Annotated in this window: 20 protein-coding genes and 1 pseudogene; 18 read left to right on the top strand and 3 right to left on the bottom strand. The window is 37.3% G+C overall.

Going from position 1 to position 21197, the window contains the following annotated elements; translation table 11 throughout:
* Positions 1 to 141: 141 nt before the first annotated feature.
* Positions 142 to 351, top strand: coding sequence for a DUF6366 family protein (locus tag J7E63_RS21955; RefSeq protein ID WP_215016501.1), 210 nt, complete (start codon positions 142 to 144; stop codon positions 349 to 351).
* Between the two features lie 166 nt (positions 352 to 517).
* Positions 518 to 1480, top strand: a pseudogene (locus J7E63_RS21950) (IS110 family RNA-guided transposase); the annotation flags it as partial.
* On the opposite strand, the gene J7E63_RS29775 reads toward J7E63_RS21950, so the two are convergent.
* Together J7E63_RS29775 and J7E63_RS21940 are read right to left on the bottom strand one after the other, a co-directional pair.
* Positions 1404 to 2060, bottom strand: coding sequence for a YHYH domain-containing protein (locus J7E63_RS29775; RefSeq protein WP_251033682.1), 657 nt, complete (start codon positions 2058 to 2060; stop codon positions 1404 to 1406). The pseudogene J7E63_RS21950 and the gene J7E63_RS29775 overlap by 77 nt on opposite strands.
* Positions 2061 to 2662: 602 nt before the next feature.
* Entirely contained in the window at positions 2663 to 3532 is an 870-nt protein-coding gene (locus J7E63_RS21940; RefSeq protein ID WP_215016480.1) for a LysR family transcriptional regulator, read from the bottom strand.
* Between the two features lie 128 nt (positions 3533 to 3660).
* Between J7E63_RS21940 and J7E63_RS21935 the strand changes: the two genes are divergently transcribed.
* The 8 genes from J7E63_RS21935 (at position 3661) to J7E63_RS21900 (ending at position 11108) form a co-directional block, all read left to right on the top strand.
* Entirely contained in the window at positions 3661 to 4167 is a 507-nt protein-coding gene (locus J7E63_RS21935; protein ID WP_215016478.1) for a prolyl-tRNA synthetase associated domain-containing protein, read from the top strand.
* A 193-nt stretch (positions 4168 to 4360) separates the two neighbouring features.
* Positions 4361 to 5254 (top strand): DMT family transporter, encoded by an 894-nt coding sequence (locus J7E63_RS21930; protein ID WP_215016476.1) that lies wholly within the window; start codon positions 4361 to 4363, stop codon positions 5252 to 5254.
* A 249-nt stretch (positions 5255 to 5503) separates the two neighbouring features.
* Complete coding sequence (locus tag J7E63_RS21925; RefSeq protein WP_215016474.1) at positions 5504 to 6442, top strand: DMT family transporter; 939 nt, start codon at positions 5504 to 5506, stop codon at positions 6440 to 6442.
* Positions 6443 to 7047: 605 nt separating this feature from the next.
* Positions 7048 to 7293, top strand: a complete 246-nt coding sequence (locus J7E63_RS21920; RefSeq protein WP_215016472.1) for a hypothetical protein — start codon at positions 7048 to 7050, stop codon at positions 7291 to 7293.
* A gap of 4 nt (positions 7294 to 7297) precedes the next feature.
* Positions 7298 to 7582, top strand: a complete 285-nt coding sequence (locus J7E63_RS21915; RefSeq protein ID WP_215016470.1) for a hypothetical protein — start codon at positions 7298 to 7300, stop codon at positions 7580 to 7582.
* Positions 7583 to 8071: 489 nt separating this feature from the next.
* Positions 8072 to 8260 (top strand): hypothetical protein, encoded by a 189-nt coding sequence (locus tag J7E63_RS21910; protein ID WP_215016469.1) that lies wholly within the window; start codon positions 8072 to 8074, stop codon positions 8258 to 8260.
* A 57-nt stretch (positions 8261 to 8317) separates the two neighbouring features.
* Entirely contained in the window at positions 8318 to 9922 is a 1605-nt protein-coding gene (locus tag J7E63_RS21905) for a spore germination protein (protein ID WP_215016467.1), read from the top strand.
* Positions 9915 to 11108 (top strand): Ger(x)C family spore germination protein, encoded by a 1194-nt coding sequence (locus J7E63_RS21900; RefSeq protein ID WP_215016465.1) that lies wholly within the window; start codon positions 9915 to 9917, stop codon positions 11106 to 11108. Before J7E63_RS21905 ends, J7E63_RS21900 begins: the two co-directional genes overlap by 8 nt.
* A 50-nt stretch (positions 11109 to 11158) precedes the next feature.
* On the opposite strand, the gene J7E63_RS21895 is transcribed toward J7E63_RS21900, so the two are convergent.
* Complete coding sequence (locus J7E63_RS21895; protein ID WP_215016464.1) at positions 11159 to 12247, bottom strand: GerAB/ArcD/ProY family transporter; 1089 nt, start codon at positions 12245 to 12247, stop codon at positions 11159 to 11161.
* 649 nt (positions 12248 to 12896) lie between these two features.
* Between J7E63_RS21895 and J7E63_RS21890 the strand changes: the two genes are divergently transcribed.
* The 8 genes from J7E63_RS21890 (at position 12897) to J7E63_RS21855 (ending at position 21045) form a co-directional block, all read left to right on the top strand.
* Complete coding sequence (locus tag J7E63_RS21890; RefSeq protein WP_215016462.1) at positions 12897 to 13697, top strand: SDR family oxidoreductase; 801 nt, start codon at positions 12897 to 12899, stop codon at positions 13695 to 13697.
* A gap of 144 nt (positions 13698 to 13841) precedes the next feature.
* Positions 13842 to 15764: a BglG family transcription antiterminator gene (locus J7E63_RS21885; RefSeq protein WP_215016460.1), complete on the top strand. Its 1923-nt coding sequence runs from the start codon at positions 13842 to 13844 to the stop codon at positions 15762 to 15764.
* A gap of 24 nt (positions 15765 to 15788) precedes the next feature.
* Positions 15789 to 16238 (top strand): transcriptional regulator GutM, encoded by a 450-nt coding sequence (locus J7E63_RS21880; protein ID WP_215016458.1) that lies wholly within the window; start codon positions 15789 to 15791, stop codon positions 16236 to 16238.
* 16 nt (positions 16239 to 16254) lie between these two features.
* Entirely contained in the window at positions 16255 to 16806 is a 552-nt protein-coding gene (gene srlA, locus J7E63_RS21875) for a PTS glucitol/sorbitol transporter subunit IIC (RefSeq protein WP_215016456.1), read from the top strand.
* An 18-nt stretch (positions 16807 to 16824) separates the two neighbouring features.
* A complete protein-coding gene (gene srlE / locus J7E63_RS21870) occupies positions 16825 to 17838 on the top strand; it encodes a PTS glucitol/sorbitol transporter subunit IIB (RefSeq protein ID WP_215016454.1) in 1014 nt (337 codons plus the stop codon).
* Between the two features lie 121 nt (positions 17839 to 17959).
* On the top strand, positions 17960 to 18343 hold the full coding sequence (locus J7E63_RS21865) for a PTS glucitol/sorbitol transporter subunit IIA (RefSeq protein WP_251033673.1): 384 nt from the start codon (positions 17960 to 17962) through the stop codon (positions 18341 to 18343).
* 123 nt (positions 18344 to 18466) lie between these two features.
* Positions 18467 to 19411: a sugar ABC transporter substrate-binding protein gene (locus tag J7E63_RS21860; RefSeq protein WP_215016453.1), complete on the top strand. Its 945-nt coding sequence runs from the start codon at positions 18467 to 18469 to the stop codon at positions 19409 to 19411.
* Positions 19412 to 19590: 179 nt separating this feature from the next.
* Complete coding sequence (locus J7E63_RS21855; RefSeq protein ID WP_215016450.1) at positions 19591 to 21045, top strand: NADP-dependent glyceraldehyde-3-phosphate dehydrogenase; 1455 nt, start codon at positions 19591 to 19593, stop codon at positions 21043 to 21045.
* Positions 21046 to 21197: the final 152 nt, after the last annotated feature.

Genomic DNA, 21197 nt, shown 5'->3' with positions numbered 1-21197 from the left:
TAGTTGTTTTTGTGGGACGTCTCCCGTATAACTGTTGGCGCAGTTGTACATCATGGGAGGCGTCTTTTCCTTTCTCCGGAATTATACGTGGACATTATACTCGTCCACTTCCGGACAGGCAATACCGTCAACTATGGGTAAATTATGGGTGTCAAAAACACTGAAGAAAAAAGAGAACGATTAAGACAAAGTGAAATAAAAAATAATCCAACTGGTTCTTTAAACGATTCATTAAATAGAGGAAGTAATGGGAATTTAACTGATTTAACTGGTGGTATGGGTTGGAAAGGGACAGGAATACTAATTATTGTAATAATAGTTGGATTTGTTTTATATAAACTGATTTTTTGAAGAGGAGTGCTGCCATCAATCGAAGGCGGCTTTTCTTATTGTGCTAACGGAGCAGTTTAGCATTCCTGTAGATCGTTAATTATCAGGTTTGAAAAAAATAGAGCCCTCAGTAAGATACGAGTATAGAGTCCAATCTAACTCTGAATCTTAAGGAGGAAGCCCTACTATGAATTTTAAAATGCAAGACAAACAAAATCAACTAATAGAAAGAATTTCCGATACACATCTAATTGTAGGTGTGGATATAGCCCAACAATTACACGTTGCAAGAGCTGTTAACTTCCGTGGAATTGTAGTTGGAGATCCTCTTACATTTGAAAATAATGAAGAGGGGTTCGTAAAACTATTAAGTTGGATTCAAAACTTACAAAAACTAAAAAACTTAGATTCAACAATAGTGGGTATGGAACCTACAGGACATTACTGGATTAACCTATCAAAATGGCTGAATAAACAAAACATTGAGGTAGTTACTGTGAATCCCCACTTAGTAAAAAGGAATAAAGAGAATCGTGACAATACTCAATCGAAGAGTGATAAAAAAGATGCCCTCGTTATAGCGGATATGGTGAAAAACGGCTACTATTCCTTTGTTCGTCCAACATCCGAATCATTTGAGAAACTTAGAGTTCTAATTTCTAACCGTGATGTAATAGTCAAACGTCTCGTGATGTCTATTAATCAAGTAAATCGATGGGTGGATGTGGTCTTTCCAGAAATCAGACAAGTGTTTAAAGATGTAACGTGCAAAGGGGCGATTGCAACCCTTCGTTTATTTCCTACACCGGATGAAATAACTTCACTAGAAACAATAGATGTCATGAGGGGGTGGAAGTCTTTAATGCAGCGGCAACCAGGACCCAAAAAGGCTCAATTACTAATCAATCTAGCAAAATCCTCGATTGGAACTGGACAAGCACTGGACGCTTATAAGTTCCATTTAGAACAATTACTGGAGGAGTATGACCTCGCTGTAAAACAACTCGAAAGAGTTGAACAATAAGTTAAAGAAGTTCTCTATAAATTACCATTTGCCAAAAAACTACTTATGATTAAAGGAATAAGTGAAATTTCATTAGCAGGTATATTAGGAGAGGCAGGGAATTTAAGTGGATTTTCTCTTCGTAATCATCGTAGGTGTAACCTTCCTGCGCCGTTTCGTATCCCTCGTCGTATCCCATTTCATAGATTAGTTTGTCCGAATACATATTCCAATCTTCTGTTTCACTCTTACTGGCAGGTTCAATCGCAACCGCTTCTTCTTCCTCTTCAGATGGAGCTTCCGCTTCGGCCTCGTCCCAGCTTTCTTGATAGCCCTCTTCATAGGAGGCGGGGGCGTAATCCTCTGAGTAGTTGCCGGAATCGAAGTCTACTCCATCCTGGTAATCGGCATAGCCTTGATCATATCCTTCCTGTTTGCTCGTTGCATAGCAAACTTCCAACCCAGCGTCATGCCCCTCTTTAATGCCTTTTTCAAATCCATCTCCGTAAGCCTGTGGTCCCTCCCACCACCATTTGTAATCTTCCTCGCATTGAGACGTATAACTATACGCTACCTCGTAGCCCTTGTTGTAACCTTTATTATAGTCATCAGTTCCATTTGAATTTCCGTTGTGATAGTGATATTCTCCATATCTCAGCCCCCAGTCGTCGCAATTGGTCCGGCACGTATGCCCGCCATTTGCGTCGGTATTCCCGGGATGCGCCATTACGAGATTAGTAGAATGTAGAAGCAGAAAAACCATCACCACCAGCCAAACGCTTACCCTTTTCCCCATCTCAATTCCTCCAGCCAACCCACCGTTTTTTTCTCTCTGGCAGGTACATTATAGCACTATCTTCCTATTTATGGATGTTTCCCTAGGAATTTATATATAAATAAGCCACTCGTATGAATGGCTTATTCGCATCTATAATTCTGGATATCTCCAAAATTCCGGAGACCCTGGTTCTAGACGATGAATTTTCTCGATAAAGAAAGAAGGATTTTCTCTTGCTGCTGTTTGAATCTTCTTTTTGGCCCAGCTACTGGGATGGTCAAACCCGTGGTGAAGAGCTGTTTTTTCGATTCATGGATGGCTAAAGGGGCAGGGAGTGCAAGAAGGATCTACAGAAAAAATTAGGAATACTTATTTATACATTCGTTTGCTAAGGATTTAGTGAGTATATGTTTAAAAACATTCATTGTCGCCTGTCTGAATATTTTCTTCAGAATCATAAAAGGTTCGGACCAGGATATAGGTGCGAACCCAATATTTCAAATATTTCAAAATGGCTGTCATGTGTGTTTTAACAATTTGATCATACTCTTTCACTCTTTATTCCTATATGATAAATATTCTAAAAATTTCTTGGACGCAAGGGAAAGTGATTTTTGTTCTCTCATAGCAACACCAATATTTCTAAAAGCAGGAACCTCAAGCTCTTTCGCTATAATTTTGTGAGGAATACGCTGTAATATCAATTCTGGTAATATACTGATTCCTAGCCCATTTTCCACCATAGACATAATGGCATAGTCATCCCATGTTGTAAAATTAACATGCGGTGAAATATGGTGTCTCTCAAAAATTTCAGAGATTTCTGCTTTTGCCCCCTTTTCCAACAGCATAAACGGACTGTTCAGTAAGTCGTTGATGGGAAACTTTTCGCAATTAGCAAGAGGATGATTTTGTGGAATTACTACCAGCAAACGATCTTGTTCCAAAAAGATTGTTTCAAGTTCTGCATTTGTCGGTAGCCGCAAGAATCCAAAGTCAACGCGCCCATTTAGGATCCAGCTCTCAATTTCTGTATAATCACCAAGCAGAAATTCAAAATTTATCATTGGGTAATCCTTCTTGAAAATTTTAATAATGTTAGGGAGCCAATGAGATGCTACGCTGGAAAATGTCCCAATACGAATCATCGCAGATTCAAAATTATGTAAGTCTTCGATCTGCTTCATTAAGATTTCATACTCATTACAAATTCGCTTTAATTGGGGCAGTAACTTTAAACCATCTGAGGTTAAATTAATACCAGCCCGTCCTCTTTCAAAAAGGAAAATCCCCCATTCCTTTTCTAAATCGTTTATCATACGGCTAATCCCAGACTGTGAATAGTCCAATATTTCGGCAGCTTTTGTAAAACTACCCAATTCTACTGCTTTGACAAATGCCATATATTTTTGGATATTCATATCTCTTTCCTCATCCCATCTGATTTTGTCATACATATCATGATAAACATTCGTTTTTGTAATGTATGTGATTATGATATATTTTTACTATTAATTATTCAAGTTAGGAAAGGAAAAGGTGTAAAACGATGTTTTTTGTGAGTGATATTATGGAAAAAGCTCCAGACAGCTACAAGTCTCATCTACAAGAAACGGCCTATGAATCATTGACAAAGTTACAGATTCCATTTGAACGAGTGAGTACAGATGAAGCAATTTCAATGGAGGACTGTATTGAGATCAATCAAAAATTGGATATGAAAATGGTAAAAACGCTGTTCCTCAGCAATAGTAAAAAGACAGAATTTTATTTATTTATAACGACCGCAGATAAACCATTCAAAGCAAAAGATTTCAGCAATGCACTCGGCATATCACGCGTCTCCTTTGCTCCTGCAGAACTAATGGAACAAATTCTGGGTGTAAAAATCGGAGCTGCTACTGTATTTGGTGTTTTAATGGACAGGGGAAATCTTGTGCAGGTGGTTTTCGATAAGGATGTTCTTTTGGAAGAGTGGTATGGATGTAGTGATGGAACTACAACCGGATATATGAAGGTCAAAACAGAGCTGATCGTCAATGACTTTCTAACCTAGCAAAGTACATTCCTAAAGTGATCGAAATATAAAAAAATGGGTGCAAACTGGATATCTTTGTTTAAAGCATACGCACAAATCGGTGAAGTATTTCTACCCTTGAATATTATTGAGGTCATGTGATCACTTATATTAAAAACGGATTAAGAATCTGCGAAATATAAGCTGTTTCGCAGATTCGTAGGAGTAGACGATGAAATCTAAAATTCAGTTTATATTATCAATGATTATTTTCGGTACAATTGGTTTAGTTGTTCGAAACATTGATCTATCATCGAGCGAAAGAGCTTTACTAAGCAGTTTCCTAGGATGCTTATTTTTACTGCTAGTATTCTTCATGATTAAGAAAAAAATATCATGGAATTTAGTTAAATCTAATGCTTTATTTTTGATTCTTTCAGGTATTGCATTGGGAGGAAATTGGATTTTTCTTTATCAATCGTATGACCATACGACAATTGCCAATGCAACGCTAGGTTATTACTTTGCACCTGTGTTTGTGATGATTCTTTCTCCCTTTGTACTTCGGGAACAGTTATCCATTAAAAATATTGTGTGTATTGGTGTAGCGATCATAAGTATGTTAAAGATTGTAGGAGAAGGCGTGAGTGCATCCAGATCAGATGATATACTTGGACTTGCCTTTGGATTAATCGCAGCTGCATTTTATGCTGCGTTATTGCTTTTAAATAAATTTATTAAAGATATGGGAAAGTTAGAGCTGACCATCATTCAGCTTGGAACAACCACTTTACTTCTAATGCCATATGTTTTCCTTACTGAAGGCTTTGGTATCTTAGAAGTATCAGTTTCTTCTATTCCTTTTGTTTTAATTTTAGGGATTATCAATACAGGGATTGGATTTTGGTTATTTTTCTCTGGTATGGAAAAATTAAAAGGACAGAGTATAGCTATGCTAAGTTATGTAGATCCATTTGTAGCTATATTGATTTCTGCAATTATCCTGAAAGAACAAATGACTATTATTCAAATGCTGGGTGGTGCACTCCTGTTGGGTTCTACATTTGTTAGTGAAACTAAATTTATTGGATTATCCAAGCAGAGCACTAAAATTTTATCGAAATAGTGATAAGATCTGTGGGGCATTTTTCACCACTGCTCTTATTTTATGTTATCTATAATAACTAAACTTTATTAATATCTTCATTCACTCTGGCTTTTTGTATTCATCTCAACGCTTGCTGCAACTTTCTTTTTATTCAAAGAACATATACAAAAGTCACTTTAGTTTACCCACTGTTCTTTGTATTTTTATACATAGAACAAAACATCACCATTATTGTTTTATACAGAGAGAAAAATTGGAGGGGAACTTGTGAATCAAAAACGATTATTACTAACATATGGTTTATTATTTTTTGTCACGGCTATTTGGGGACTCAATATTGTTATAATTAAAGTATTGGTGGAAGATTTACCTCCACAAACAATGACGGCATTTCGAATTATGATGGCTGGGATTACAGCATTAATCATAATCGTTATTGGAAAATCCTTTCGTCGTTTATCGAAAAGGGAATGGATTTATACACTGCTCGGAATGTTATTTGGTGTCATTCTACATCACTCGCTTATAGCAGTAGGCTTAACAATGATTGATGCTTCTAATGCTTCTTTAATCCTCGCATTAGTACCGCTTACAACAGCAATACTTGCCGCACTCTTCTTAGGTGAGCAATTAACAAGGTGGCGAATGATAGGTATTATTCTCGCATTTACCGGTGTCTTTTTTATTCAAGGCGGTTCACTCATTAGTATGGAATTATCTAAAGGAGAATTTTATTTATTTATTGCCATGTTGGTCCAAGCCATTAGTTTTATTTTCGTAAAAAAAGCAACAGAAACACTTGATTCAAAACAGTTAACCACAATAATGTCCCTAGCAGGCTCAGTTGGTTTGTTGATCATCAGTTTTATAACTGAACCTGGGGGAGTCAATGAAATGACTTCTGCCTCTTTATTTATTTACTTTTTATTTATCGTGTCAGGGGTGGTGTCAACAGGAGTGGGGTATATTGTTTTTTATGGAGCTATTCAGCAGATAGGGGCAGGGCAAGCCGCCTTATTTGATAACTTTGTTCCGTTTTTTGGTCTTGTATTCTCCGTACTTTTCTTAAATGAAACAATTACAGCTTCACAATTATTTGGATTTGTTTTTATTGTGGCTGGAGTTTTCTTTGGTACAGGTTTTATTGAAAAACTATGGGCGAAAAAGCATATACGGATTAATAATCCAAAAAAGAGTGTAGGATAACCTACACTCTTCCTAGTATTAGCAATTTGAGGTTTTTATTTCTCAACCTTGCGCAGAAAGATTGTTATGGATATTAATAAATCGCTTGTTATGAAAATAAAGAACGACCATTAAACAAAATAAATAACCACTTAACCAACCAATAATGCTTGAACCTGACTTTAACCTTTTGACACACCAATTATTCACCGGTACCCCTAATCCTTCTTGCAGTATCATAGCTTTGCTTTTTATTCGAGTCTATGTCCCAACCAGTCTCAAACACGTTTATACAAGTAGGGGGCGAACTGTTTAGTTGACGGGATCCGAGTCCCACGGGCAGGTACGTTCTATCCTGGCTACTGTTATAATAAAACCATATAAAAAATGGTCAACCAGAAATATCTGGTGATCTTAAAATAGGAAAGGGCAACATTCCTGTAATAAAAGACACTGTGAAAAGCACAAGAATGTGAAAAAATTCACTTAGTTAAAGAAGAGCAAGTTTTGGCGCCTAACCAGGCGTTTTTATTTTTGTATGATACAGAACACTTGTTTGTGTGTAATAAGGGTGATGAAATGAAGGAGGTGACCGAAATGGCAATACGAGATCGTGGTAAATTAAAATGGCAGCCAGCCTCATTCATGCCGTTAGCATTCAAAATGCAGCGCGAAATGATCAAGGATCAGGAGCGTATTGCAAAGCCGATATGATTATGCGGGATGCTGGTGCTGACATGAAGGATCGGCTTAAAGCTTCTGAATACATCGCGAAGAATAACGGTGCATTTGTGGAGAAAAAGGAGCTGCAGTGTGCTTTCAATAATAAGATTGAGTTTAGTTTTGTGGATCCATCCTTAGAGGAGAATTAAGGAAATGCTGCTTATTTTGAAAAACCTAGTGAAAATGTATCTGCTTATACGGCAAGTCGTTATAAAGCAAATGGAAACATTGAAAATAGTAGAAAGTTTAAATTACCAAAGTCCAATAATAAAACAAAATTTTTCCTACGCTAAGGGGAAAATTGGCTTTTTTGATGCTAAAATTTTGTTTAGACATATTTTTACCATTTTGATAGATGATCCCAATTGGGCCATAGTCTTCCATCAGAGCTTTTTAAGATTTAAAGGACTGCTGTTCATTTTACAGCGCAATGCGTAATTCGATATAGTCAAAACTAAATTTAAAAATCATTAATATCATTATCAAGAAACAGAAAAAATCAAATGTCGGTGATGCCTTAACGTATGAAAAATAGGCTTTATTCATGTCGAATTTTGCTAAGCGTATGTTTTCCGCGTTTTGTTGGTGGGACCCCTAACCATACACGAAAAGAATTTTAATTTTGCGTATGACCTAGATAGCAACACCACTCAGTGCATTGTAAACCATAATCCATTCAACAAATTCCGGTAGGAAACAGCAGCTGGTGGTATCGGTGGTGGAGGAATAAGTGGAACTACTATTGGTCTATACCACGGATTGTGGTGATGTAAAAATATGTAATGATACATTAATATCATCCTTTCATTTATAGTCACAGTAGACTATGAGCGTTCACCTAAATATGATTGGATGGAAGCCTAGCTTTTTTAATTATATATTTGTATGAATTATTATGCGTTAGATTCAAAAAAGGGAGGAGTAAGAATGAATTGCTATGGTTTTAGAGGATGTAAATTGGAAAATAGCTTTGACTCCTCGTTTTCCTGTCGAACCATTATATATGACAGCTATGGTTTTGGTACTGAAGATGAGAAGACCTACGATGAAGATGTAAACCTAAAAGCACCTCGGTTAAGTTACGAATTGTTATCGCAGCTAAGGGGAATGCTATGATGGAATTTGATTTTTTGAAATTGTAATAGCATATATTGGACATCAAGGAGACGAGTTATGTATGATTCGAAAAAAAATCGGAAGCATTCGGCTTTTAACAAGATCTTAAACAATATTGAATCGTCAAATTTTCCGTCTCCTAACGTTCAAAATGTAGATTTAAACATCGAACTCGCTATAAACGAGAAGATACTTAGAGAGATATTTCAAGATTGTTCAGATATCATTTTTCGCCCAATCCAAATCCACGGTGAAACCAAACTATTTTTAATTTATATTGATGGTTTGAGTGATACAAAGACTCTAGATGAAGTAGTTTTAAAGCCAATGATGTTTGATGGGCTTCCCAATGGATTGGGAAAAGTTCCAACGTTAGAACAAGTCATCGAACAGCAGCTTGTTGCTATCACACAAGTTCAGAAGATTTCTACAATTAAAGATGTGGTTGATGGCATCTTGAAGGGGAGTAGCATCATTTTAGTCGATGGAGAAAGTAGGGCATTAGTCGCGGACCTCAAAGGATTCGAAAAACGAGGTGTTGAGGAACCAGCTGCCGAAACAACTATCCGTGGACCAAGGGATGGGTTTACAGAAACATTGCGAATCAATACAAGCCTTGCACGCAGACGAATAAGAAGTGCAAAACTCAAAATGGAGTCTATTACTGTTGGTCAAGTTTCTCAGACCGATGTTGTCATTGCGTATATTGATGGAATTGCCACGAAAACAGTCCTAGAGGAAGTCCGGAAAAGAATCAGAAGAATCCAAATTGACGGGGTGATGGAATCAAGTTATATCGAAGAATTTATTGAGGATTCCACCTGGTCTCCATTTCCTCAAATCCAAAATAGCGAGCGCCCCGATATCATATGTTCCAGTTTGTTAGAAGGCAAAGTCGCCATTTTCGTCGATAATACCCCATTTGTGTTGGTCGTTCCGATGACATTTTGGAGTGGCCTACAGGCGGCGGATGATTATTATGAACGGTCTATATATACGACTTTCGTTCGATTCATCCGCTATAGTTTATTTAATATTGCGCTGCTTCTCCCGTCTTTGTATGTTGCAATCATAGCATATCACCCGCAGCTTATTCCTACAACTCTTCTAATCAGTATTGCTGCTTCCAGGGAAGGGGTCCCGTTTCCTACCGTCGTTGAGACGTTGTTGATGGAATTTATGTTTGAAGGTCTTCGTGAAGCAGGTATTCGTTTGCCAAAACCTATTGGTTCAGCTGTTAGTATAGTGGGAGCGCTCGTCATTGGGCAAGCTGCTGTACAGGCAGGTATCGTATCTGCGCCCGTAGTGATTGTTGTATCTACGACAGGCATTGCATCGTTTGCAATACCACGATACAACCTTGGGGCTTCATACCGACTTCTTCGTTTCCCGATGTTGATTTTGGCAGGAACACTAGGCTTATATGGAATAATATTTGGCATTTTTTTAATGATAATACATCTCCTCGGACTTCGTTCGTTTGGAGTTCCATATATGAGTCCAGTATCTCCGTTAATTCCCGAAGACTTGAAGGATGTATTCATTCGTGTACCTAGATGGAGCATGACCTATCGTCCTGCATTCATCTCTGGAGCAGATAAAAAGCGTGTTCAGGATGGTCAACAACCAAGCCGAAATGAGGGAGACCAGATAGATGAATAGGAAACTAATCGTTTTTTTCATTTTCGTTCCATCAATGTTCTTCCTCACGGGTTGTTGGGATAGTATGGAGTTAAACGATCGTGCCATTGAACTCGCATGGGGGATCGACAAAGCCAAGAACAAGGATATTCAGATAAGTACACAGATTATAATCCCGTCCAAAATAGGTGGAGGACAGGGAGGTGGTAGTGGAGGAAGTCAGGGAAAACCCTTTTTTGTTGCAACGGGTATTGGAAAGGATACACTCGATGCAGTACAGCAAATGCAGACAAAGCTTTCTCGACAAATATTTCGTGGCCAGCGGCGGGTCATCGTGATTGGAGAATCACTGGCTAGACAAGGAATCAAAGATGTATTAGATACTTACACTCGGGATCCCAACATCAATTTACTCACGGATATTTTTGTTATCAAGGGAGGAACTGCCAAGGATTTTCTAAAAACGTCGTACCCGCTAGAGAATATACCCGCGCTAGGGGCTTTAAAAGAATATAACCAAATGGGGGCCCTAAATGAAGTAGGATTTCTAAACTTTTTACTCTCTGCAACCAGTGAGGGTAGTTACCCAACCATGCCTGCAATTGCATTTGGATCCCCCTCTTCTTCATCAATAGGGGATCAATCCAATACGAAAGGTTTTAGTATCGCAGGAACTGGAATTTTTAATAAAGACCTTAAATTGATTGGGTTCTTAGATGTAGAAGCAGGAAAGGTGCTACGCTGGGTAACTGGAAACCTAGATAAACTGACAATTACAGCCTTTGTACCTCAAAAGAAAGGCTATGTTAGTTTGGATATAAACAAGTTGGATAGTATGATTAAGCCCATGATGCAAAGGAACAAGATAAAAATATTTATCACATTAAATGGACAAGGAATGATTCGAGAAAACAACACGAGTCTAGATCTTACTCAGATCAAAAATATTACCATTGCTCAAAAAGCATTGGACAAACATGTTGAAAAAATGGTACTAAAAACCGTGACAAAGATACAAAAAGAGTATGGGACCGATGTCTTTGGAATTAGTGATGTAATTCAGAGAAAAAATCCACATCAATGGAAGTCCTTAGAGAAAAACTGGGATAGAAAGTTTTCGGAAGCTGAGGTTTCTGTAAAAGTAAATTTAACGGTTCGACGAATAGGAGTAACAGGACCATCAATATTTGACAGAAAATCAGATTGACAATAAAGTTGGCCGATCTACCCGTACTAACGAAATCCTAACACGTTTTTTTATTTAAACACCTTTTTCCGAAACCACGTTACGATGAATAGTATGGTTGGTAATACTAAATACATTGGTACCCAAATATAAGGTGCCAATATTTTCATGTGTTGATAGTAGATATGCTCGGAGATGTTTTTTGACATTGTCATTCCTAAGAACAGTACAATAATGACTGCTGGGACGACAAGTTTACGATAGTCCTTCATACGCAACAATTGCTGGATACCTTTTACCGCTGCGAACACGAGAATCGAAGCATGCAAAAATGCCGTTGTAAAAAAATATATGACTCCAATAATTTGTAAGTTTTCAATAAATTCTCCGACACGGATTAAACTCAATAATGTGTAAAGCGGATACAGAAAATGTGAAAACAGACTTCCATAAACTGAAATAGCTAACATGTCAAAGCATGTTAACATGATTGCAGATAGTAAAATGGCAAGAATAGTAATCCTCCTAATCTTTTCAGGATGCGATGTCTCTGTCCAGAACATGGCGAATATGATTGTTATCCCAGAACTCAGATTTATACCGCCTGGATACACAACCTTCCAGATGGGTCCCCATCCGTTTTCTAATATAGGTTGAAGATTTTTTAGATGCATTACACCTGAGCTAAAAAGAAATATTACCTCAATACCAAAAAGCGCCAAAATGATGGGAAGAGTTAATTCTGCGAACCGAGAAATGATCTCAAAATCACCATAAAGGATATATAGAATGAGTAGGGCAAATACCCCTGTAATTATTATAAGTGGTGTTTTGAATAATAATGTTGTTGAAATCATATCTCTAATATCTCCAAGAACGCGTGATGATTGATACAGAAACAAGAGAGGATACAAAAATGCAATGGGTATTCCTATCCATCGTCCAAATTGTGCCGGAAACCACTGAACAAGAGTTAACCCTGGGTTCATACGCATTAAGGAAGTGTATAACAAAATAACGAATATGCCTAGAAAAGCTGAAACTAGTTGACTAATCCACGCATCTCGGCCAGCTGCGGCTCCAAAGCCAAATATAATGTTTGTTCCTAATTGGAAAATAAATATCATTGCAAACAATTGATATGAGGAAATTTTATACATTTATATCCTCCTTGAATTCGAGAAAAATAAGAGTAGGTGAGAAAATAGAAAAATATAGTAAATATCTATTGTGTGATGTAGTAGTGCTTAATTTCCCTCTCGAATCTGGGGGATCCAAGGGAGGTATTCGTTAATACTGTTGTATTAACGAATATCAGTATAAATTATAGCCATTGGTAAGAGGTAGTAAACTAGAAGAAGGATTTCAACTAACAAAAGATCATAAAACCCACCTTTTTATAGGACATTAGAAAAATGGCCTAGTGCAAAATGAATCTGATAGACACTCCCATTTTGAATATATCTTCTAGTATTGAGCCTCTCGTTAAAAGAGGCTCTTTTGTGTTGAAAAGGTATACAAAATGTGGCAGTAACTAGATATTTGCTTCGACACATTTGTCTAAATCGTTAGGAATACAAGGATATGATTTCTACTCTACTAGGGATTAATAATATGGAGTAAATTGTAAAACAGGATGAAAAAGTGGAAATACTGCTTCGTAAGATCTTAAATAGCTTTCTCACCTAATAATACAACCCTTTTCATTTTAAGTGAAAAACTGTGTATTAATCTAAACCGTAAAACTTCTTATACTGAAAACGTAATCAGAAAACGTTTTGTTGAAAACAGGATAAGGAGGAAATATAGATGAGTAATTCTTGGCTTGATTTAGAAGGAAAAGTAGCAATTGTAACAGGTGGTGCTTCTGGTATTGGTTTATATATTACAAGGGAACTATTAAATAATGGAGTCAAAGTGGTTGTCTCAGATTTGAATGTAGAGGAAGGACTACAAGATGATGGATCTTATTTTATAAAGTGTAATGTGACAAATAAGGAAAGCGTTGACAATATGGTAGCCAAAACAGTTGAACTGTTTGGCTCAGTGGATATTTTAGTAAATAACGCAGGTGTAAATCTTCCAAGATTATTAGTAGATGTCGTAGGAGAAAAACCGGAATATGAGTTAAGTGAAAAGGACTTTGACTTTATGGTAGCTGTAAACCAAAAGGGACCATTCCTTTGTGCACAGGCTTCTGCTAAGGAAATGTTAAAGCAAAATAAGGGTGTAATTGTTAACATTGCTTCAGAGGCTGGACAGGAAGGATCGGCGGGCCAAAGCTGTTACTCTGCAACAAAAGGAGCAGTAATCTCCTTCACTCGTGCGTGGGCAAAGGAATTAGGCAAATACAATATCCGTGTTGTTGCCGTAGCCCCTGGTATTATGGAAACAACAGGATTGAGAACAGATGCATATAATGAAGCTCTTGCTTATACTCGAGGAGTTACAGTGGATGGACTAGCGACCGATTATAGTAAGTCCATTCCTTTAGGACGAGAAGGAAAATTAAGTGAAATAGGCGATCTAGTTTCTTACATTGCTTCAGACCGTGCAAGTTATATTACGGGTACAACGTATAATATCTCAGGCGGTAAATCTCGCGGTTAAAAAATAACTGGAGCTTTTTAAGAGTCAGATAAAGCCTTTATGTGAATGTCTAATAGGTGGGCAATTTGGAATTAGAACAAAATCTTTAATTGCCCGATATATTTAAATTTAGACATTCACTTTTAAAGAGAAGGTGGTGATTAAATGTCTGACGTATCAATAGATAAACTACTTTTCCAGTTAATTGAAATGACGAGAAAAAAAGAATACTGCTCATTAGATTATCTTGCAGAAACAATGGAGGTTAGTACTAGGACCATCCGTAATTATATGAAGCAGCTAAACAGTGACTTGAATGGGATCGCTGCATTAATCAACGAAAAGGGTAAAGGCTACCGTCTGGTTATTGAGGATGAGCAAAAGTTTGAGGAACTGATGGGGAAAATTAATGCAGAGAATAATTTTCTAGACTCACCACAGCGGCGGATTGCTTTTATAATTGATCGATTAATAAACTGTGATAAGACGAATACCCTGGATGAATTGGCTTTTGATATGAATATAGGCAGAACGACTCTTGTAAATGAATTGAAAAAATCAGCAGTGGCCTTGAAGTCTTATAATTTAGTGATTCGTGGGAAACCAAACAGCGGCATGTATTTAAGTGGTAATGAACATGATTTGCGTTTTTTTATCTTAGATAACGTTTATGACTTTTTGTATAGCCTCTATCCATTAGATGAGGATATTAAAGAAGCGATAATAAGGATTGCCAATCAATATGATTTGGAATCTACCACCCAAAATAGGTTAATGCAATTTGTCATTGTCATGTTGGACCGACTTTTAAAAAATCATCCACTTATGGGGATTCAAGAGAAACATCACAAGCTTTTGAACACAAAAGACTATCAAATTGCATTAGAAGTTATTGAGGTAATAGAAAGTCATTTGCCTATCACCATTTCTGAGCCTGAAATTTTGTTTATAACGTTACCGATTGCTGGTCGAAGAACCCCGACAAACAATCGAACGATGGTTGATATTACGATTACCGAAGATATTAAAAACCTGTTAAATTTGATATTCGAACAGATTGGTTTGGATAAGGGGATTATTCATGAGAATCAAATCTTTTTTAAGGATTTACAATATCATTTAACGTTTATGTTAAACCGTCTGATGTTTGGTTTGCGTTTGAAAAACCCTTTACTATCCGATGTGAAGGAGAAATATCCTGTAGCCTTTAAAATGGCTGCGATTGCTGGACAAGTTATTGAAAATGAATATAATCTTGAGGTTACTGATGATGAGCTTGGTTATATAGCTTTCTATTTCGGAGTTTTTATTACTCAGAATGAAGTAAAGGTTAAACGTTTGAATAGGGTTGCGGTCGTTTGCGGAACCGGAAGAGGAACAGCTAAATTGGTTGCTATACAATTACAACGTGTTCTTAATCAAAATACAGAAATTGATCTATTTCCGGAAAAAGAGGTAACGAAAGAACAATTAGCTGATTATGATATTGTTTTTTCAACAGTAAAAATTGGATTTGAGACCGACTCACCATTAATCATGATCAATGAGATATTTGATGAAAATATTGTTTCACGGGAAATTGAAAAAGTAACCTATTTGAAGAAGTTTAAGCTTAAAAATGCTCGAAGTCATCATTCCATCGTAAAACTTCTAACAAATGAAGAAAAATACTTCATTTTAGATAGTAGGAAAAGTTATCACGGAAATGTGAATGAAATGATAGATGCTTTAGTGAAGAAGGGCTATTTCGACGAGGGTTTTAAAGAACGGCTTAAGATAAGGGCAGAAAAAGGATCGATGGTTTTTGATCAGTATATTGCCTTACCGCATACCGTTAATCATAAATCTAATAAAATAGAGCTTGCACTGGGGGTATTCCCGGAAAAGATAACAGTCGATGGAAAAGAAATAAAATTAGTCTTTCTGTTAGGAATACCGGAACAAACAGATAACGATGCGAGTCTTTTAGTGAAAATTTACGATGAGATCATTCAAATTGCTGCTGACAAACAATTGATAAATCAATTGGCTAGTACCAACAGCTATGAGGATTTATCGCTATACCTCGAACAAGCAAGTAGGTCATAAATCAATTTGTAAGGAAGTGAAACGATGCAAATTTTTATCATCATGATATTTATTGCAGGTGCATTTGTCTTTCAAATGGCCTTAGGTTATTTGCAAATCAAGCATTTTTCGAAAGCGTATGCAGAGTTACGCAGGATTGGAAAAGTAGCAATCGGGAAAAAGCCTGGAAAGGTCCGCGCAGGTACCATTGTCATGTTTGCTGTAACCAATAGCGGGAAGATTCTGAAGGCAAAGAAAATCCAAGGAGTCACTGTCATGGCACAAGTCAGGGATTTGGATGGCTTTGAGGATAAAAACATTAAAACACTTGAAGAAAAAGATATGGCACATTGCAATAAACTATTAAAATTAGCCATTCTGGATGCAGTTCATAATTACAAAGTTATCATGAGCGGTGGCGAAATTCCGGAAAAGAATAGTCTTTTTAAACGCATGATGCTGCAGGCAGAGCGTGTGGCTGCCATAAAAAAATAATAAGAGGTGAAAGATAATGGATTATATCGTTTTATTTGCCGAAGGTTTTATGAAATTATTCCAAACTGGTGCAGGCGTGTTTATTTCATGGATGAAAGGGATCGTTCCGGTTGTTTTGTTATTAATGGTTGCGATGAATACCTTGATTCAGTTGATTGGAGAAAAACGGATTAACAGGTTGGCGATGGCTTCTTCGAAAAACCCGTTCTTAAGATATTTAGTTCTTCCGTTTATTGGGTCGTTTATGCTGGGTAATCCAATGGCATTGTCACTAGGACGTTTTTTACCAGAAAAATATAAGCCAAGCTACTATGCTTCTGGAGCGTATTTTTGTCACACAAGCAATGGATTATTTCCACATATCAACCCAGGTGAATTGTTTATCTTTCTCGGGATCGCAGCAGGGATTGAAAAGCTTGGTTTTAGTACAGCCGAATTAGCGGTTCGGTATCTTTTAGTTGGTTTGGTGATGAACTTCTTTGCTGGCTGGATTACAGATTTTACGACAAAATTGGTTGAAAAACAGCAAGGAATCAAATTGAAAACAGAAGTGAAGTTACATCACTAAGATGTGGGAGGGTTTAAGATGACTGAGTATCGTTCGATTAAAATAGTAAAAGGCAGCGGTGGTTTCGGGGGTCCACTGACGATTTCACCAACTGCAGCTAAAAATAAAATTGTTTATATTACAGGCGGCGGTGCAAAGCCGGCGATCGTTGATAAAATTGCTGAACTAACCGGTGCCGAGCCTGTGAATGGTTTCCAAACATCCGTTCCAGAAGAACAGATTGCTTTGGCTATTATTGATTGCGGCGGCACATTACGCTGTGGAATCTACCCGCAAAAGCGGATTCCAACTGTCAACATTATGCCGACAGGAAAAAGCGGTCCATTAGCTAAATTTATCACTGAAGATCTTTATGTTTCTGCCGTGGATGTCGATCAAATTGAGTTAGTTGATAGTGCTGAAGCGTCCGTAGCTGCTGCAGCTGAAAAACTCCCTGAGCCTGAAAAAGAGTTCAAGTATAGCAGTGATAAGAAGATATCTCAAACTCTCGCAGCAAATAAAAATCAAAGCATTATAACAAAATTCGGCCTTGGAGCAGGAAAAGTAATTAGCACCTTCTATCAAGCAGGTCGTGATGCTGTACAAACATTGATTAACACGATCATTCCTTTCATGGCGTTTGTATCTTTGATAATTGGAATTATTCAAGGATCCGGAATTGCAAAAGTATTCGCTAAAATTATGTCACCACTTGCAGGAAATATTTGGGGGCTGCTATTAATCGGTCTAATCTGTTCTTTACCGTTTTTGTCTCCATTACTTGGACCTGGAGGGGTTATCGCGCAGATTATCGGAACACTCATTGGGGTGGAAATTGGTAGGGGAACTATCCCTCCAAACCTGGCTCTACCAGCTTTGTTTGCCATTAATACGCAAAATGCCTGTGACTTTATTCCTGTAGGGTTAGGACTTGCTGAAGCAGAAGCTGAAACAGTAGAAGTTGGTGTACCATCTGTTCTCTACTCGAGGTTCTTAATAGGGGTTCCAAGGGTATTTGTTGCCTGGCTAGCAAGCTTTGGTTTATACCACTAAAATTCTTACAGCTCCAGAATTTATCTTCAATGGAGTGGATATCCAACGTTTTTATGTATAAAGAAAAAATTATAAAATTTTAATGAAGATTCTAGAGTATTGGAGGTAGGCACGGCATGAAATGTCGGTGCCAGAAGATATGAAAACAATTTATGAAAATACAATTAAAAATATAGGTCCATTTGCGAATACTTTCTTAGAAGAAAAAATGTTTATTTTATTTGGTAACGAGGCTCCTCAAGATCTAAAAGATTTTTGCTATAACATTGATGTTGTAAATGCCAATGAGGAAATTAAAGCAGGACAAGTGCTTTATATTAACAATGAAAAATTTGATATAACATCTGTTGGAAATGTTGTTCATCGAAACCTAACGACTTTAGGACATATTACTTTGCGTTTTGATGGATCGACTACTCCAGAACTACCAGGCACGTTGTACTTAGAAAATAAAGAAATCCCTTCCATTGAATTGGGTACTGAACTAAAGATTGTTAGTGAATAATCATTTTAAATCGTTTTGGATCACCTATTGAAAACATAGACAAGAGGTTAATCTATTGTAGGTTAGCCTCTATTTATAAGGAAGAATCCATCTGCCTCGACCATAATCTGAGGAGGTAGAAGAGTGTTAAAAAGGACCAGAATACTTCTTTTGATTGTTGTTGTATTTCTTGTTATTTTAATAAGCTTATATTTAAATAAAAGAGAGAATAAGCCAAAGGTTGTTGTCGTTTTGAAAACATTAGATGATGAGTCACAGTATTGGAAAATCATTGAGGCAGGAGCAAAAAAGGCTTTTCGAGATTTCAATATAGATGGTACGGTTTTAGCGCCTAATCACGAAGTCAACCAAGTGGATCTACTAAAAAATATTCTGAAGCAAAAGCCAAATGCACTAATCGTTGCCCTCATTAAACCATCTACAACTATTCCTATTTTGGAGAAATATAAGAGAAACAACATTCCTGTACTGCTTGTGGATACCAACGTCGATTGGAATGGCCAGACTTCGTATATAGGAACAGATAATTACCTATTAGGTAAAATGTCCGGAGAACTGTTGGGATCTATGTTGCAGCCTGGCGATCAAGTAACTTTTATTCAGCCAACCATAGTTAATAGTGATATGATTGATCGATTGAAGGGTGCAAGAGATGTTTTAGGGGCTGCTGGGATTAAAATTATCGCGGAACTGCCGGCAGATAACGAATCGGGGGAAGTAAAGCGAACATTAAACAACATTTTGCTGGCCTATCCTAACATTAAAGGTGTTTTTGCTGCTACTGATATTGTTGCGAATGGTACCTTAAAAGAATTGAAGGAAAAAGGGATTCAGATTCCAGTCGTAGGAACAGACGGAACTATGATGATGGTACAGGAAGTTGAAAAGTTAAAGAATAGTGCTACCATAGCTCAAAATCCTTATGATATGGGGTATTTAAGCGTTGAACAAGCAGTAAAAGCGATTAATAGGAAACCCGTTGATAAAAGGATTGATAGTAGAATCGACATAATCGTGGAAGATAATGCGAAAAGCAAAATAGATTTTCTAACAACAATATTAAAATAAAATTAATAAAAGACATTAATTCTATTTTTAATTTGTGAGTGGAAATATTACAGGACTATGTAAGTCTTTTTTACTTTAAATAATAGAAAATATACAGAAATTTATAAATAGTTATTTTTTAAGAAAAATAAACAGAAATTTTTTTATTTTAATAATATTTAACTAATGGAGGAATTTTGATGCCAACAAACGTTTTAACTTTATCTTCATATAAGTTTTATGTAAATGGGGAGTGGAAAGAAAGCCAATCGGGTCAGACTATTGACATCCGTTCACCTTATCTCAACGAAGTAATTGGAAAAGTGCAGGCGATTACGAAGGAAGAAGTGGATGAAGCGATTCTTTTTGCATATGTGGCACAAAAAGAATGGGCGGAAAATTCTCTTCAACAACGTGCGAACTATTTATATAAGTGGGCAGATGAATTAGTCAACATGCAAGAAGAAATCGCTGAAATTATTATGAAGGAAGTCGGCAAGAGCCTGAAGGATGCGAAGAATGAAGTCGTGCGCACGGCGGATTTCATTCGTTACACAATTGAAGAAGCGCTGCATATGCATGGTGAAAGCATGAGAGGGGAAAGTTTCCCTGGAGGTTCCAAGTCGAAAATCGCCATTGTGGAACGTGTCCCATTAGGTGTGGTACTAGCAATTCCTCCATTTAACTATCCAGTAAACTTAGCTGCTGCAAAGCTAGCACCGGCACTTATCTCAGGAAATGCGGTTATTTTCAAACCTGCAACGCAAGGTGCTATTAGCGGGATTAAAATGATTGAGGCCCTTCACAGAGCAGAGCTTCCAAAAGGGATTGTAAATATAGTGACAGGCCGTGGTTCTGTGATTGGGGATTACCTTGTCGAACACACAGGAATTAACATGATTTCCTTCACAGGGGGAACAAACACAGGTAAACGCTTAGCGAAGAAAGCCTGGATGATTCCGCTTGTTCTAGAGCTTGGCGGAAAAGACCCAGGGATTGTCCGTGAAGATGCAGACCTGGAAGAAGCAGCAAAACAAATTATCAGCGGTGCGTTTTCTTATTCAGGTCAACGTTGCACAGCGATTAAACGTGTATTGGTGCATGAAAGTGTAGCGGATGAGCTTGTGGGCATTTTAAAAGGAGAGATTGGAAAATTAGCTGTAGGTTCTCCAGAAGAAGGCAGCACGGTTGTTCCGTTAATTGACGACCAATCAGCTGATTTTGTCCAAGGCTTAATCGAAGATGCCCTCGAAAAAGGCGCAACACTTGTAGTAGGAAACAAGCGTGAACGCAATTTAATTTATCCTACCCTTCTGGATCATGTAACAGAAGATATGAAAGTAGCCTGGGAAGAACCATTCGGACCAGTATTGCCTGTCCTCCGTGTAACTTCTGATGAAGAAGCGATTGAACTTGCAAACAAGTCTGAATTTGGATTGCAAGCAAGTGTATTTACAAAAGACATTAACAAAGCATTTTCGATTGCCGGTAAAATAGAAACAGGCTCCGTGCAAATCAATGGACGAACTGAACGCGGTCCAGACCATTTCCCGTTTATCGGTGTAAAAGGATCAGGCATGGGTGCACAAGGAATCCGTAGGAGCATTGAATCAATGACACGTGAAAAAGTAACCGTGTTAAACATTCAAGAGTAATAAAACAAATAGTTTCGATTCCCTGATAATGATTTGTTGGGTAATCGAAACTATACATTTAATTTAATAACGACTTAGAAATATACAAGTACGATTGATAAGAGATAGTTGAAGACAAAGGGGAGATGCCCCCACCTTAGTACTAAATGACG

Source organism: Bacillus sp. ISL-75 (genome assembly GCF_018613095.1).
Note: the sequence above shows the minus strand (reverse complement) of the source record. Positions and strands in the feature narration are given on the sequence as shown.

Coding starts and splice junctions, on each gene's coding strand:
- J7E63_RS21880 (WP_215016458.1), top strand. CDS start 15,789: ATGCAAATTTTTATCATCATGATATTTATTGCAGGTGCATTTGTCTTT.
- J7E63_RS21915 (WP_215016470.1), top strand. CDS start 7,298: ATGCTGCTTATTTTGAAAAACCTAGTGAAAATGTATCTGCTTATACGG.
- J7E63_RS21890 (WP_215016462.1), top strand. CDS start 12,897: ATGAGTAATTCTTGGCTTGATTTAGAAGGAAAAGTAGCAATTGTAACA.
- J7E63_RS21905 (WP_215016467.1), top strand. CDS start 8,318: ATGTATGATTCGAAAAAAAATCGGAAGCATTCGGCTTTTAACAAGATC.
- J7E63_RS21910 (WP_215016469.1), top strand. CDS start 8,072: ATGAATTGCTATGGTTTTAGAGGATGTAAATTGGAAAATAGCTTTGAC.
- J7E63_RS21885 (WP_215016460.1), top strand. CDS start 13,842: ATGTCTGACGTATCAATAGATAAACTACTTTTCCAGTTAATTGAAATG.
- J7E63_RS29775 (WP_251033682.1), bottom strand. CDS start 2,060: ATGGCGCATCCCGGGAATACCGACGCAAATGGCGGGCATACGTGCCGG.
- J7E63_RS21865 (WP_251033673.1), top strand. CDS start 17,960: ATGTCGGTGCCAGAAGATATGAAAACAATTTATGAAAATACAATTAAA.
- J7E63_RS21895 (WP_215016464.1), bottom strand. CDS start 12,247: ATGTATAAAATTTCCTCATATCAATTGTTTGCAATGATATTTATTTTC.
- srlA (WP_215016456.1), top strand. CDS start 16,255: ATGGATTATATCGTTTTATTTGCCGAAGGTTTTATGAAATTATTCCAA.
- J7E63_RS21935 (WP_215016478.1), top strand. CDS start 3,661: ATGTTTTTTGTGAGTGATATTATGGAAAAAGCTCCAGACAGCTACAAG.
- J7E63_RS21930 (WP_215016476.1), top strand. CDS start 4,361: ATGAAATCTAAAATTCAGTTTATATTATCAATGATTATTTTCGGTACA.
- J7E63_RS21920 (WP_215016472.1), top strand. CDS start 7,048: ATGGCAGCCAGCCTCATTCATGCCGTTAGCATTCAAAATGCAGCGCGA.
- J7E63_RS21900 (WP_215016465.1), top strand. CDS start 9,915: ATGAATAGGAAACTAATCGTTTTTTTCATTTTCGTTCCATCAATGTTC.
- J7E63_RS21855 (WP_215016450.1), top strand. CDS start 19,591: ATGCCAACAAACGTTTTAACTTTATCTTCATATAAGTTTTATGTAAAT.
- srlE (WP_215016454.1), top strand. CDS start 16,825: ATGACTGAGTATCGTTCGATTAAAATAGTAAAAGGCAGCGGTGGTTTC.
- J7E63_RS21940 (WP_215016480.1), bottom strand. CDS start 3,532: ATGAATATCCAAAAATATATGGCATTTGTCAAAGCAGTAGAATTGGGT.